The 15,575-nt window shown below is 46.7% G+C and carries 14 protein-coding genes; all 14 read right to left on the bottom strand.

Annotated elements, in window-relative coordinates:
* Positions 1-140: 140 nt before the first annotated feature.
* Positions 141-869 (bottom strand): DnaD domain protein, encoded by a 729-nt coding sequence (locus JOD82_RS01120; RefSeq protein WP_312887656.1) that lies wholly within the window; start codon positions 867-869, stop codon positions 141-143.
* Between the two features lie 3 nt (positions 870-872).
* Complete coding sequence (gene asnS / locus JOD82_RS01115) at positions 873-2,168, bottom strand: asparagine--tRNA ligase (RefSeq protein ID WP_013310674.1); 1,296 nt, start codon at positions 2,166-2,168, stop codon at positions 873-875.
* Between the two features lie 132 nt (positions 2,169-2,300).
* Positions 2,301-3,497, bottom strand: coding sequence for an acetate/propionate family kinase (locus JOD82_RS01110; protein WP_013310675.1), 1,197 nt, complete (start codon positions 3,495-3,497; stop codon positions 2,301-2,303).
* Positions 3,494-4,366, bottom strand: coding sequence for a 3-hydroxyacyl-CoA dehydrogenase family protein (locus tag JOD82_RS01105; RefSeq protein WP_061829181.1), 873 nt, complete (start codon positions 4,364-4,366; stop codon positions 3,494-3,496). The genes JOD82_RS01110 and JOD82_RS01105 overlap by 4 nt, the downstream gene beginning before the upstream one ends.
* 136 nt (positions 4,367-4,502) lie before the next feature.
* Positions 4,503-6,005 carry an AAA family ATPase gene (locus JOD82_RS01100; protein ID WP_209947386.1) on the bottom strand — a complete coding sequence of 501 codons (1,503 nt, stop codon included), beginning with the start codon at positions 6,003-6,005 and terminating at the stop codon, positions 4,503-4,505.
* On the bottom strand, positions 5,998-6,531 hold the full coding sequence (locus JOD82_RS01095; protein ID WP_061829183.1) for a hypothetical protein: 534 nt from the start codon (positions 6,529-6,531) through the stop codon (positions 5,998-6,000). The genes JOD82_RS01100 and JOD82_RS01095 overlap by 8 nt, the downstream gene beginning before the upstream one ends.
* A 446-nt stretch (positions 6,532-6,977) precedes the next feature.
* Positions 6,978-7,502, bottom strand: a complete 525-nt coding sequence (locus JOD82_RS01090) for a cell wall elongation regulator TseB-like domain-containing protein (RefSeq protein ID WP_209947384.1) — start codon at positions 7,500-7,502, stop codon at positions 6,978-6,980.
* A gap of 37 nt (positions 7,503-7,539) precedes the next feature.
* On the bottom strand, positions 7,540-8,841 hold the full coding sequence (locus tag JOD82_RS01085; protein ID WP_209947382.1) for an amidohydrolase: 1,302 nt from the start codon (positions 8,839-8,841) through the stop codon (positions 7,540-7,542).
* Entirely contained in the window at positions 8,828-9,481 is a 654-nt protein-coding gene (locus tag JOD82_RS01080) for a redox-sensing transcriptional repressor Rex (RefSeq protein ID WP_209947380.1), read from the bottom strand. The genes JOD82_RS01085 and JOD82_RS01080 overlap by 14 nt, the downstream gene beginning before the upstream one ends.
* 43 nt (positions 9,482-9,524) lie before the next feature.
* On the bottom strand, positions 9,525-12,392 hold the full coding sequence (gene dinG / locus JOD82_RS01075) for an ATP-dependent DNA helicase DinG (protein WP_209947378.1): 2,868 nt from the start codon (positions 12,390-12,392) through the stop codon (positions 9,525-9,527).
* Between the two features lie 157 nt (positions 12,393-12,549).
* Positions 12,550-13,182, bottom strand: a complete 633-nt coding sequence (locus JOD82_RS01070; RefSeq protein ID WP_209947376.1) for a tetratricopeptide repeat protein — start codon at positions 13,180-13,182, stop codon at positions 12,550-12,552.
* 82 nt (positions 13,183-13,264) lie between these two features.
* Positions 13,265-13,648 (bottom strand): aspartate 1-decarboxylase, encoded by a 384-nt coding sequence (panD, locus tag JOD82_RS01065; protein ID WP_013371641.1) that lies wholly within the window; start codon positions 13,646-13,648, stop codon positions 13,265-13,267.
* Positions 13,641-14,579, bottom strand: a complete 939-nt coding sequence (gene panC, locus JOD82_RS01060; protein WP_069011505.1) for a pantoate--beta-alanine ligase — start codon at positions 14,577-14,579, stop codon at positions 13,641-13,643. The genes panD and panC overlap by 8 nt, the downstream gene beginning before the upstream one ends.
* A complete protein-coding gene (gene panB, locus JOD82_RS01055; RefSeq protein ID WP_039271112.1) occupies positions 14,576-15,484 on the bottom strand; it encodes a 3-methyl-2-oxobutanoate hydroxymethyltransferase in 909 nt (302 codons plus the stop codon). The genes panC and panB overlap by 4 nt, the downstream gene beginning before the upstream one ends.
* Positions 15,485-15,575: the final 91 nt, after the last annotated feature.

Here is a 15,575-nt window from a genome sequence, read left to right as displayed (position 1 = left end):
AAAGCCTATTTACTCGTCTTCATTTCGGCTTAGCTCACGCGCACAGGCGATATTCCATGTTGTCCTCATTGCACAATAGCCAATCTGCAGTAACAGCCTTCATATATAAGTCTACTACCTAAAAGACTTAGACCGATACATTAATTGCGTCCGCCACCACGGAATCGCTGGGCGTATTCTTTGGCATCCTGTGCATTACGGACACGGTTTCGGCTCCACTCCAGCAAAATACGGTCTATATACCGGAAATGTACTTTCCCTGCAAATACCGCTTCCTTCAAAGCCAGCAAAATCAGCTCCTCGGGATACCGATCCTGATCCACCCAGCTGGTGATCGTCTCGTATTCCATCGGTGACAATGGGCGCCCGAATTCTTTCTCAAAAATCGTGAACAAATTCCGTTCTTCTGTAAGCGAGGATTCTGATATTCCATTCAGTAAATCCGGCTTTCCGGCAAACAAAATGTCATCTTCATCATGCTGCTCATTACGCTCAGCGATCATACATTCTGCCAACTTACGGTACAGCCCCGTCAAATTGTAACGTTCGAATTGTACGGATGAGCTGCGGTCTTCTACGGAATCGATTCTCAAAAATCCTTCTTTCATGAGCTTACTGAAATAGAGTGCGATTTCGTTCGCAGTGCATCCGATACGTGACTGCAATTGTTCCCATGTTGGAAATTCATTACGTTCTGCTTGTTTAAAGGCAAGCAACTGCATCAGTAGCAGCATTTCACCATCCGTCAGCCGAAGTGTCCGATAATGCTTGAGCAGGGCGTAGGGAATCTGGACCATTCCGGCTTCCATAGCAAAGGCTACTCCCTCCGCCCATTCTGCCGCTGACGTCTTGTCGAATGATCCGGTCATCGGTTACGGATACAAACGATACAGCATACGTGGGAACGGAATCGTTTCACGTACATGATCGAGTCCACAAATCCATGCTACTGTACGCTCCAGGCCCAGTCCAAAGCCGGAATGCGGAACGGTACCATAGGTGCGTAAATCCATATACCATTGGTAGGCTTCACGAGCCAAGTTATGCTCGTTAAAACGTTCTTCCATCAATGCTGGATCATCAATCCGTTGGGAACCCCCGATAATTTCGCCGTAGCCTTCAGGAGCGATCATATCGGCACACAAAACAACCTCTGGACGGGTCGGGTCTGGTTTCATATAGAATGCCTTAATGTGAGTCGGCCAATGTGTAATGAACACAGGCTTGTTATATCTTTCAGCAATCGCCGTTTCATGAGGAGCACCAAAGTCTTCTCCCCATGGAATATCGAAACCTTCACCTTGAAGGAAGGCAATCGCCTCATCATACGTAATACGTGGGAATTCGCCTTGAATTTGCTCCAGCTTCGAAACATCGCGTCCGATTGTTTCAAGCTCCTTCGCACAGTTTTTGAGAACAGACTGCACGATATGACTTACAAACTGCTCCTGAACGCGCAAGGATTCTTCATGATCCACAAAAGCCATCTCAGGCTCGATCATCCAGAACTCAATCAGGTGACGACGTGTTTTAGACTTTTCCGCACGGAAAGTTGGACCAAAGGAATATACTTTGCCCAGCGCCATTGCCGCGGCTTCCATATACAACTGTCCGCTTTGTGTCAAATACGCATCTTCATCAAAATATTTAATGTGGAACAATTCTGTTGTGCCTTCTGCAGAGGAAGGAGTCAAAATGGGTGGGTCCACCTTCGTAAAGCCGTTGCCGTTAAAGAATTCCTGTACAGCACGGATAATTTCCGCCCGTACGATCAGAACAGCACGTTGCTTGGCGGAACGCAGCCATAAGTGACGATGATCCATCAGGAAATCTACACCATGCTCTTTGGGTGTAATCGGGTAGTTTTCGGTCAAATGAATTATTTCAATGCCTGTAACCGTTAATTCAAAGCCCGATTGGCTACGCGGTTCTTCACGCACCACTCCTGTAACGTAAAGGGAGCTCTCTTGAGTCAAGGATTTGGCGTCATTCCAAATATCCTCGGACACTTCGCTTTTCACGATAACCCCTTGAATATACCCGCTACCATCGCGCAGTTGCAGGAACTGAATTTTACCACTAGATCGTTTATTGTTTACCCAAGCACCGATTGTAACCGTTTCCCCTACATGGCGGCCCACTTGGGCAATCGTACTTTTATTCGTCATGACCGTCTCTCTCCTCTTAACCGAAAATCAAACAGCCCTTCCCCCTGGGTCAGGCTGTTTGCTCTCGCTGTTTGGTGCATGCGGAACTCAAACAATAGTCCGCATGCATAAAGTTTACACTTTCGAACCGAACTACTGAACCAGACGGAACGTGTCACGGGCAATAACCAGTTCTTCGTTCGTTGGAATGATCAGTACTTCTACCTTTGAATTTGCAGTTGTAATCCGGCGAGGCTCGCCAGAACGAATAGCATTCAACGATTCATCCAGCTCGATACCGAGGAATGTCAATTGCTCCAACACTCTCTTACGCAGAACGATGGAGTTCTCGCCTACACCTGCTGTAAATGCAATTACGTCTACCCCGTTCATTGCGGCAGCATACGATCCAATGTATTTGCGCAGACGGTATTCATACATTTCGAATGCCAATGTAGAATTAGCTTCGCCTTTTTCCATACCTTCTGTGATTTCACGCATGTCACTGCTGATACCCGAAATAGCTAAAAGTCCACTATGCTTGTTCAGCATGGAATTGACTTCATTGACAGTCAATTCTTCTTTGTTCATGACATAAGGTACGATTGCTGGGTCCAAATCACCACTACGAGTACCCATCATAAGACCTTCCAGTGGAGTCATACCCATGGAAGTATCAACAGACAAACCGCCTTGAACTGCTGTTACGCTACCACCATTACCGATATGACAAGTGATAATCTTCAGGTCTTCCAAAGGACGACCAAGGAATTTGGCAGCTTCCTTACTTACAAAATCATGGGAAGTGCCGTGGGCACCGTAACGACGAACCTTATACTTATTGTACAACACTCTTGGAATGGCGTACATATAAGCTTTTTCAGGCATGGTTTGATGGAACGAGGTATCAAATACCACAACCTGCGGTACATCTGGCATATTCAATTCAGCCGCTTTAATCCCCATCATGGAAGCAGGGTTATGCAGTGGTGCCAGGTCAAACAAGCGGCGGATTTCACTCTTCGCTTCAGGCGTTACAACTGCTGACTGTTTGAAGATTTCGCCTCCATGAACCACACGGTGGCCTACAGCCTGAATTTCGCTAGTACTGGAGATTACACCATGTTCAGCATCTGTGAGTGCGTTCAGCACTTTACGGATGGCTGTAGTATGTTCCAAAATTTCGCTAACTTCGGTGTATTCTTCTTTATTGGTTGGCTTATGCGTAAGAATGGAGGAATCCATACCGATGCGCTCTACCAATCCTTTTGCCAGAACGGACTCGTCCGTCATATCATACAATTGGTATTTCAGGGAAGAACTCCCTGCATTGATTACGAGAATTTTCATATCCGGTCACCATCCTTGTCGTACTTAAAGAAGCCTTCGCCCGATTTCACGCCCAGATTACCTGCACGCACCATTTTCTTCAGAACGATGGACGGACGATATTTCAATTCGCCGAATTCACGGAACATACGCTCCAGAGCAGCCAAAACGGAATCTAGACCAAAGCGGTCAGCCATTTCCAAAGGACCGCTTTGGAAGTTATAGCCGATTCGCATAGCGTCATCGATATCTTCAGCGGAAGCCACGCCCTCTTGAAGTACATGGGCCGCTTCGTTAATCAGCAGACAGATAATCCGGCTTGTTACGAATCCAGGAGATTCATAAATCATGACTCCTTTTTTCTCCACTATTTCTTCCACGAACATTTTAGTGTGTTCAAATGTATCGTCCGAAGTTTTCAAACCACGAATAATTTCTACAAGATCAATACGGGATACTGGATAAATAAAGTGCATACCAATAACACGCTCAGGATACTTGGTCGAGCTAGCAAGCTCGGTCAGGCTCAGCGTGGATGTATTACTTGCAAGAATAATATTGCTTGGACACACATAGTCTAGCTCTTGGAACACTGCTTTCTTCTCGTCCAGATTCTCTGTAATAGTCTCAATGACCATATCGCAGCTGCCGAGCTCCGCCAAATGGATTACTTTTTGAATACGGGATAAGATCAATTTTTTCTCAGCCTGAGTAATTGCCCACTTTTCCAGTTGTTTGTCCAGACTCGTTTCAATCATATTGTAGGCGTAGTCTAGTTTCTCTGGTGTCTGCTCTACCAGCAGCACATCGATTCCTTTGGACGCGAGCATTTCAGAAATCCCCTGTCCCATGGTGCCGCCGCCGATGACGCCGATTTTTTTAAATTGCATGATTCTTTACTCCACCCTTTCCTGGTCACTCTCATATATTGTATCCTTCTTTGTCGAAAAATACATGTTTATGTCCCAATAGATAATAATATCTTAGCACGGACTAAAAGTAAAAAAAAATAACCAGCATAAAAAATTATGCTGGTAATAAAGCATTTTCACTAAATTGACATCTAAATTGATCTCCAGACAGAGTTTCTTCCTTCATCAGGATGTCAAGTGAGTTGTCGAACACAGGACGATGCTTTTCCAGCAACTCCAAAGTTCGGGTATGCAGGTCAGCCATAATCTCGCCATTTTCCCGCATAAGTTCTTCTTTCGTTACCATTTCCATGTTAATAATGCCAAGTGAAGTCAAACCGGAAGTCATCATCGTATGGACGATGTTCAGCGCCTGCTCAAAATCATTACTTGAGCCGGTACTGCGACCGCCATAGTACATTTCTTCCGCCGTGGCCCCTGCGAGCGAGATCATGATCTGCTCCTCCAGGAACTGCTTGGTGTATAAATAATGCTCTTGCTGTGGATTGTGGCGCACATAGCCAAGCGCTTTCCCACGTGGGCTAAGTGCTACCTGGCTTACGCTACCGGGACGAACAATTTCGGCCATAATAGCATGTCCCAGTTCATGAATCGCTACACGTTTTTTCTCTTCCAACGTCGATTCTCGATCTGTCTTTTCACCCATCATTACTTTGTCAATTGCCATCGACAGATGCTTCTGCGCAATCATTTTCTGATCCTGTCTCATCGCATAGATTGCCGCTTCATTCATCACGCTCTCCAGCTGTGCGCCGGAAAACCCGTAAGATTCCTCAGCAATTTTGTCCAGATTCGCATCTTCCTGAATCGGTTTGTTTTTGGCATGAATTTTAAGAATATGAAGACGGCCCTTCTTGTCAGGCAAATCCACTTGAATATGACGGTCAAAACGCCCTGGACGCGTTAAGGCACTGTCCAGCATTTCTTTACGGTTTGTTGCTGCAATGATCAAAATTCGCGGTGTATCTGCCGAATAAATGCCATCCATTTCTGTCAGCAACTGATTCAAAGTCTGATCATATTCTCGTTGCTGTCCACCCTCACGTTTACCACCAATTACGTCGATCTCGTCAATAAAAATAATCGCATTTTCCTTCTTTTCCTTGGCTGCACGAGTACGTGCCTCCCGAAACAACTCACGGACACGACCCGCGCCAACACCAACGTACATTTCAACAAATTCACTACCTGAGGCTGCAACAAATACAGAATTAGTATAGTGTGCGGCTGCTTTCGCCATCAGTGTTTTCCCTGTTCCCGGAGGACCTGTGAGCAGAACACCTTTTAATGGACGGATACCAAACTTAGAAATTTCATCATGTCGATTCAAAAAGTCCAGGGCCTCACGCAGCTCCTGCTTAGCGCTTTCCTGCCCACCGATTTCCTCAAAAGTCAGTTTGTCCGGACCACTTTTTTTGCGTTTACGTTCTTGCCCAGCACCTACGGCCAAGCCACCACGCGCATGCATGAGCATTAACAAGCCGCTGAGCATCACGCCAGCAACTAGAAGAGGGATAATATTCACCCCAATAAAAACGAGAAATATAATAGTCACCGGCACTATGCCGATTAATGTTTCCTTGATCCATCTAGGCATTAGGCCATACCCCCATTTGCTGAGATTGACGTGGCAATACGATAAACTTGGTCGCTTTACCTTCGCTGAGTCGGATATAGACATTGTTCGAATCCATGTCGGTATCAGCTTTGATACCCGTCTTTTTCTTTTTCATCTGCTCAACTGTAGATGAAATTTGAGTATACTTTTTATTTTCCATCGCTTCGGCTACAGGAAACATGGCCTCAGACCACCATTGATTCAGTGCTGAATTGGAACGATCTTCAATATCCAGCTTAATGGTACGGCTGCCAATGATGGTTTGCCCTTTTTGCTTAACCACATCGACTAATCCGGCCACATCCGCCTGCGGTTTGAGATCTAGTTTCAATACAACCTGATCCTGTTTAATATCTATTTGAGCGCTTGTCACGCCTGGATATTGAGAAACCAGTTTTTCCAGAGGGCTTTGCATTGTAACCTGACGGTAAATGAACCATCCCCCAAATAGCAGCAAAGCTGCCAAAACTGCCGCCACAACGATAGGAACTGCACGCAATTTCAAACAACATCCTCCTCTCAAAATGTAAAACACAGAAGAAACGGGACGAATGTCAACAAACAACCAAATTGCATGATCTTACAGCGATCAGCAATTCTTTTTTCTATCATTTTTGTCTATCACTTATAAAATATAGTATATCATAACGTATATCTAATATCGAAGGCAATGTGTGGAGGAGTTGTGATGAGGCAAAATCTTTGGTTAAGGTGGAGGCGAAACGCTGAGCGTAGGATTTGATCTTACGATCGCTGTTGCCCGCCATAAAGATGAATTTGCCTTAGGAGAGAAGTTGGGTAGGTAAAGATGCTTCGCTGGCATTCAGCTCATCTTTACGGCATAGCAAGACTAAAAGACGTAAATACGAATTTCATCGCATTTACGTCTTTTTCTTGAGCTTTTAATCATTTACTAGTCATTCATTCCACATCTGCTGATCCTCAACCAGCTCAGTTATTGGGCAAAGTATACTTTACCCCCGTCGCTCCCCCATCTGAAAAACGGTAAAAGGCATAGTAATGATGGCTTCCATCATCGTAAAACAGCTGCCACACATATTCGCCATTGAACACACTCGGCTGGAGGCTTACAATTTTCACACCTGGAAGCTGCTGCTGAATTAGCGCCGTCATTTTTTGCTCGTCGACTCCGTTCTTCAGCAGCTCGGTATGAACACCGCTATTATCTGCGGCAGGTACGTTAGGTTGTCCCTCCACTTTTTGAAAAGGAACCCATACCATTATATTTTCATTCTGTGCATTTTTCCCTTGAACCACCCAATAAACCTGATCCCACACAGACTTCCATGTTTGAGTCGTGCTAACCAGACCACCTGATTGCTTGGCCTTAATGATAGCGGCATTTTTCTCAGCCACCTGGTCTTGAGTAACATAGGAATAATACCAGAAAATGCTGACCAGGATCAGTATCACGGCCAAAATGGCGACCGCTATCCATTTTTTCTTATTTTTCAAACCCGTGCTTCCTCTCTAAGGGGATGTGACACCTGAATTAGCGCGACAGCAGCCCTTCAAAGGCGGCTTGTGCCTCATGTTTGATACGTTCCTCGTCCATAGTCAGGCATTCGCCGTTTTTCACAACCTGACGACCGTCTACCCACACATGAGCCACGTCCTTGGCGCTTGCAGAGTATACCGCATGGGAAATAAGATCTGTACGCGGCAAGAAATGTGCCTGATTCAGATCCAACGCGATAAAGTCAGCCTTGTTGCCTGCTGCCAACGCTCCTACTTCTTTTAAACCAATCGACTTTGCACCGTATTCTGTTGCCAGACGCAGCGCTTCACTTGCAGGAACTGCCGTAGGGTCACCGGATACACCCTTGTGAATAAGTGCTGCCAGACGCATTTCCTCGAACATATCCAGGTTATTATTGCTGGCAGGACCATCCGTTCCGAGAGAAACCGTAACCCCTGCACGCAGCAATTCAGGCACTCTTGCCACACCACTTGCCAGCTTCAAGTTGCTGCCAGGATTGTGGGAAACCGCTACACCACGTTCTGCCAGTAAAGCTATTTCTTCGTCGTTCAAATGAACGCCATGGGCAACAAGCGAAGGACGGGAGAAAAAGCCAAGCTTATCCAAGTGTGCAACCGGACGCAAACCGTAGTCGCGTACGTTTTGCTCTACTTCGGCGATCGTCTCAGACATGTGCGTATGCAGTGGCAAGTCCAGATCATGCGCAGCTTGTACGAATTTTTCAATAAACGCAGGTGGACATGTATATGGCGCGTGCGGAGACATCATCGTAGTAATACGCCCGTCTGCTTTACCGTGCCAGTTACGTGCAAAAGTCACGGCCTCTGCCAGCTTGATTCGCTGTTCTTCCTCCGAACATAGTCCAATTGCTCCACGCATCAGACTTGCACGAATACCTGACTCTTCAGCCACACGAGCCACTTCATCCATATGATCGTACATATCGAGGAAGGTTGTTGTTCCACCTTTCAGCATTTCCAGCACAGACAAGGACGTACCCCAGTACACGTCTGTAGAAGTAAACTTGGCTTCCATAGGCCACATTTTTTCTTGAAGCCATACTTGAAGTGCCAAATCATCTCCATGCCCACGCAGTAGAGACATCGCCGCATGACCATGAGTATTGATCAGACCAGGTAAAAACAATAGCCCTTTACCATCGATCGCTTCCGTCTCTTCCTCACCCGCAGGCAAGGTTTCGCCAATATAAGTAATACGACTATCCTCCACAATCATAAAACCATGGACTACCCCTGCTTCTGGTCCATTTATGGCAAAAGATCCGTTTTTAATCATCCATTTATTCACTGTCATATTGGGTTTCTTCCTTTCCGTCCTCCAAATAATAAGCGAGGCTAAGCAAATCAGTTGTAAAGTCTGTGGCATGAATCCGAATGTTGGCTGGTGCCTTGAGAGTAGTCGGTGCAAAGTTCAGGATCGCTCCAATTCCGCTCTCAATAAGCCTGTCAGCCACGTGCTGTGCTTCAAAATCAGGTACGGTAATAATCCCGATTCGAATGTGTTTTTCTTTCACAGTCGCTTCCAGTTCATCCATCGGTTGCACGACCAATGTATTGATCTTGGTTCCTACCTTATCCGGAAACGCATCAAATACCGCTACAATCTTCATATTGTCTTTTAAATAAGCGTTATAATTCGAAAGGGCTTGCCCCAGATTACCCGCTCCGACCAATACTACATTAATTTGTTGGTCGATTTTCAGGATATGGCGTATTTTCTCAATGAGATAAGAAACATCATAACCAATACCCTTCCGACCAAAATCTCCAAAATAAGCAAGATCTTTACGGATTTGGGCCGGGTTCAAATCTAGCCTCTGTCCCAACTCTTGAGAAGAGACCGTAGCCACCTCCCGTTTGTGCAGTGCATTCAGATAACGTAAATATACGGGTAACCTCCGTACGACAGCCTCTGAAATTTTATCTGATTTCATACTTGCTCCCCCTAATTGTAACGAACATACTTATGTCCGTCCGTTATGCCTCTGTCTCCGGGGCGGATTGGAGCCATTCGGCGATGCGGGGCACCATTTGCTCCGATGGCATATGCTCCATTTTTGGTCCCGGTAACGAGTACAAAAAGTGCTTTCCGTAATAGGATTCAATCACACGCGTATCATAAACGATAACGACCCCGTGGTCGTTCGCTGTACGTACCAACCGACCAAATCCCTGTTTGAAGCGAATGACCGCTTGCGGTACAGACAGCTTCATAAATGGATTCTTCTTCTGCTGCTGGAGCAGTTCGCTTTTTGCCTCCAGCAGCGGGTGATTCGGCGGTTGAAACGGCAAGCGAACAATGGCTAGACAAGTCAGAGCCTTCCCCGGAATATCGACGCCTTCCCAGAAACTGCTGGTCCCCAGCAATACAGAAGCTTTCGCTTCCTGAAACCGGCGGGTTAGCTTGCTGCGACTTCCACTGTCCACACCTTGTCCCAGCACAGTAATTTCGCTGGATGCTAAGGCCTCTTTGAGCGGCTCATACACTTGCCGGAGCATCCGATAGGACGTAAACAGAACGAGCATTCTCCCACGTGTCGCCTGAGCAGTCGCTCCTAGAGAGCTAACGAGCATATCTACAAAATGCGCATCTCCTACACTGCCCTTCACACTTGGGAAATCCCGTGGAATAACCAGCAACACCTGATCCCTGTAATTAAAGGGTGACGGGAGCTGCGAAGTCATCAGCCGCTCTTGATCTGCGGCCTCCTGTAAGCCGAGCTGATCGATCATGTACTGAAACGACTTATCTACCGACAAGGTAGCAGAAGTCAGAATAATGCTTCTTTTTTTGTCAAAAAACATTTCTTTCAACTGGCGGCTCACATCGACGGGTACCGCATAAAATTGCAATGATTTACTACGGAATTGCCCGCTCGCCTCGAGCCAGTATACGGTTGTTTCATCATCGAGTCGGATAAAAAAGCGCAAATTTTCTCGAATCCCCGCCAAATCCTTGAGCAGACCCGTGATATCTGTAATAAGGCTATCCGCCGCATAATCGTCATGTTCTTCCTTGACGTCCAGCATCAGCTTGTCGCCCTTGCGCAAAATTTCGCTCATTGTTACATATAGCTGATTTTCCAAAGCTCCCGCCTGATCCCACTTTGCAGGCTTGGCCGAAGGTTTGAGACGGGAAGAAAACTGTCCTGTTTCACCCGGTGTCGCATCACTTCGCTCCGGCAACATGCCAAACAGTTTGTCGCTTAGCAGGTCCCAAGTTTCCTTCACCTCTAACACGAGCGGATACAGCTGATCAATGGTTGAGGCCCAATCTGCCGACTTCTCGTGTCCCGATTTCGCCAACTGTTGACGAAGTGAAGGCAGTTGTCCATTCTTGCTGTCTTTGAACAGTCGCGTCAGTGTATGCACGAGTGTGAAATATTTCATATGCATACCTAGGTGTTTACCAGCTACTTCCTCCAGGTGATGGGCTTCATCTATCACCAGATGTTCATAGCTCGGCAATAACTGATGACTGGCTTTGACGTCTGTGAACAACTTAGAATGATTCGTAATAACAACATCCGCTATTCCTGCTTCATGGCGTGCACGATGATAATAACATTTGCGGAACCATGGGCAAGAACGACCAAGACAGGACTCTGAATCACTCGCCACCGTTTCCCAGAAATCCCCTCCACGGTTGCTCAGATTCAGTTCTTCATCATCACCGGTTTCTGTTAGCGTCAACCAGACGATCATCTGAGCCGCTGTAATTAAATCTTCCTTCGGTGTCGCGAAGTCTCTTCTATTTATTTTATGTTCAAACTTACGCAGACACAAATAATGTCCCCGACCCTTGAAAATAGCAGCCCGGAACGGAAACGGAATCACCTTGGTCAGCATCGGAATGTCGCGCTCGCGTAATTGCTCCTGCAGGTTGATCGTATGTGTACTCACCATAACGCGCTGTCCCTTTTTCACACTGTGATACAGCGATGGGAGCAAATAACCCAGGGACTTCCCTGTGCCTGTACCTGCTTCAATCAGCAGATGCTTGTCTTCACTCAGTGCCTGATTCACACCCTCAATCATCTGTATCTGCGCCTCGCGCTCCTCATATTGGCTCAAGGATGAACGCAAATTGTCCCGCACATCATCCATGTACTCCTCAAAGGAAACACCTGACAGTGGATTCGGGTCATCTTCTCTACGCGGAGCAGCTAGCTCCGTCCAATCTTCCACTTTTAGCGCAAGCTGACGAAAAAACTGATATCCCTCCAAATCCTGAATAGGATCAAGCTCTTTCTCTTCACGCACCCCATCAAGAAACCATCCAAGGTCACTGTCTTCCTCTGCAAACAAATCACTAAGCCGCTGTATCGTTATCAGAGGTAATGCTTGAAGCTCACCCAGACACTTTAAAAACACCTCAGCCGTAGCCAATGCGTCGCTGTCTGCTTGGTGAGGGCGATCATGTGCCAGCCCGAACTCAGAAGACACAAAACCCAACTGATACGAAGATAGTGATGGAAACATAATTTTCAGAAAATCCATTGTATCCAAGATTCTTCCGCTAAATGGCAAGTATCCGCACCGATCCAGAGCGTTTTGCAAAAAATTAAAATCAAACGCCACATTATGACCGACCAGTACAACATCGTCCAGCATAGGCACAAGCTCCATCATCATTTCTTCAAGTGCAGGTGCATCCTTCACGTCATCGTCTGTAATTCCGGTCAATCCAGTGATAAAAGGTGGAATAGATCTGCCAGGGTTCACATAAGAGCCGTAAACACGGGAAATGCTGTTATCATGATCTATAATTGCAAGTCCGACTTGAATGATGTCATCCGCGGACTGGGTGCCTGTCGTTTCAAAATCCAATACCGCAAATTTCATTCGGGCTTAATCCTTTCTTATGACACTTACAAAAATAATAACTCCGTATATTAGCATAGCAGAAGATCGCGTGTTTGGAAATTAAGACAGCCAAAAAAGACGATGCATACGCCGCCTCAGGAGGTGGGCATGCATCGTCTTACTCGGTGTCTGACAACTACATCCAGGTCATTATGGAGCTGTCGTATCGAAGCTTTTCGGTACCGGACAAACAGGCTTCCATATTGTGCAGCGGCTCGGGTAACGCAGGATCGAACTGATGTGCGAGAGCAAAACATTTTTGCGCCTCCTCTACGTCAGCCTGCTTTGCCAACAGACAGCCTAGCGCATTATAGATGACCGCTTTTAGTCCTGCCTGCTCAGTCAGGTCCAGCACCTTCTGAAAATGGTATACAGCTTCTGCTGGATCATCTAGTTGAAAATAGGCCATTCCCATATACATGCGACTCTGCCAACTGTTCGGAAAATGCTGTAGTACCTGCTCAAATTGTTGGATCGCCTCAGGGTACATAAGTAATCGATAATACCCTTGCCCCCGACTAAAAGCCGGCAGCTCTTTTTCAGGCAGCTCCGTGTCAGACATATCGGTCTCCGCGGAAAAGCCGGCCGCACGCAGGCACACCATTTTTTCCTCAAAGGCCAGCCACTCATCCATAATTCCGTCACTCATTCTCCGCAGCAGACTCCAGTGCTGTAGCAGCTCCTGCCTGCGGGAGCCCTGGGCTGATGGGTAATGCTTCACGATATCATCTAACATGCTGTTCATTTCTGCGAATACATGCTGGAACATGTGCATCCCGCCCTTATGAAAGATGGATTAATACACTCACATTTTTCGCTTAAAAGACGGGTTTCATCCGCACTCCCATTCATTACATGATCGTCGCATGTACTTCTTTGTTCATCGTTTGGGCTGGTTTATTATGTTCATCAACAAATACCACTGTTGGTTTGTATGTTTTGGCCTCTTCATTTGACATGGAAGCATAGGAAATAATAATGACTGTATCACCAGGCTGCACCAAACGAGCTGCCGCACCGTTGAGACAGATCACACCGCTCCCACGCGGTCCGGGGATAACATAGGTTTCCAGTCGAGCTCCATTGTTATTGTTTACAATTTGAACCTTTTCATTCTCCAACAGATCCGATGTCTCCATGAGATCTTCATCTATAGTGATACTCCCCACATAGTTCAGGTTAGCTTCCGTAACCGTAGCGCGGTGAATTTTGGATTTCATCATAGTTCTAAACATGGGAAAGCACCTCCGCCTTCTGTATTCTTATATTGTCAATCAGTCGGGTACTGCCAAATTTCACAGCTAGCGCTACGATGATGTCTTCCTGAACATCACATAGCCGCTGCTCGGGAAGAAGGGGCTCCAGACCGGGAAAAGTTAAAATTTCAATGTAATCAATGTCTGCTAAAGGAGAGGAAGTAATGGTGGACTCCACCATTTGATGTAACTGACGAATCGTAATTGTGTTTGTTACAATATCTTCGCTCACTTCTTGCACCTTACGCAGTGACTGGGACAGCACCAATGCCTGCTCGCGCTGTTCTGCACTTAAATACACGTTACGGGAGCTGAGGGCCAAACCATCCGCCTCTCTGACGATGGGACAAGGTACGATAGTCACGTTCATATTGAGATCAGTCACCATCTGCTGGAGCACAGCAACCTGCTGTGCGTCCTTCATCCCAAAAAAGGCCAAATCAGGACCTATCATGTTAAAAAGCTTGGCTACCACCGTAGTCACACCATCAAAATGGCCGGGACGGGAAGCACCGCACAAGCGATCTGTCAAAGCGGATACACGAATTTTGGTTTGGGTTGGTTGTGGATACATTTCTGCTACAGTTGGCAAAAATACAATATCCACGCCCTCGCGCCGTGCTACCTCCAAATCACGAGCTTCATCGCGGGGATAGCTTTCCAGATCTTCATTCGGTCCAAATTGGATCGGATTTACGAAAATGCTAAGCACCACCGTATCTGCCATTTCACGCGCCTTGTGCATCAAGCTCGCATGTCCTTCATGCAGGTATCCCATCGTTGGTACAAAGCCGACTTTATGTTGCAGTAAAGAGGCAGAATCGTGTACCGTTTTTGCTCCATTGGCTCCAAGTTGCCGACGTTCGGCAATAACCTTGCGTAGTTGAGCCACTTCTCTTACGATGATCATGACTGAGATTCCACCTTTTCCTTAGCTTGTTTCTGCGCTTGTCCTTTTGCCTGTCCGTACAAGGACTCCAGGGACTCCACAACACGGTCATCCGCGCTGAATACATGCTCTGCGGCCGGGAATGCCCGCCCTTTCACATCACTTACATACTGCTCAATGCTGCTACGGATCAAGCCGCCTACATCGGCATAGGTTTTAACAAAGCGTTTGCTGAAATAAGGAGATGCGTACTGAATCAGATCGTGATAAACAAGTACTTGACCGTCACATCCACGTCCTGCACCGATTCCAATGGTTGGAATGGAAAGTTCTTTAGAAATCGCCGTTGCCACTTCCTCAGTCACCAATTCCAAGACAATACCAAAGGCACCCGCCTGCTCTAATGCCTTGGCATCTGCCATCAACCGGCGTGCGTCTGCTTCGTCCTTACCTTGAATGCGATAGCCACCAATTTGATTAACTGATTGCGGAGTAAGCCCGATATGTCCCAGCACAGGTACACCTGCCTGAACAGTCGCTTTTACGACATCGGTAATTTCAGCTCCGCCCTCCAATTTAACAGCATGCGCATGTCCTTCTTGCATCAGACGGCGGATGCCTTGAAGACTTTCGGATATGCTGCCGTGATATGTCATAAAAGGCATGTCCGCTACGATAAATGTATTCTCAGCGCCTCTTGCAACTGTCCGGGAATGGTACACCATATCATCCAAGGTCACAGGGATGGTCGAATCGTAACCAAGAACTACGTTACCCAGCGAGTCCCCCACGAGAATGATGTCAATTCCCGCCTCCTCGGCTATCTTAGCCGATGGATAATCATAGGCGGTCAGCATACTGAGCGGAATGCCCTCCTGCTTCATTTTTTTCATTTTTACAATATTCAGCGCTTGTTTTCCTGCCATCGCGAATGGCTCCCTTCCATCTTTTTTTGGCACAAAAAATAACCTTTTATGAACGCCTGTACATCTGCGTCATCAAAAGGTCCGAACAGCC

It is taken from the genome of Paenibacillus sp. 1182, assembly GCF_017833915.1.
Classification (GTDB): domain Bacteria; phylum Bacillota; class Bacilli; order Paenibacillales; family Paenibacillaceae; genus Paenibacillus; species Paenibacillus polymyxa_D.
Note: the sequence above shows the minus strand (reverse complement) of the source record. Positions and strands in the feature narration are given on the sequence as shown.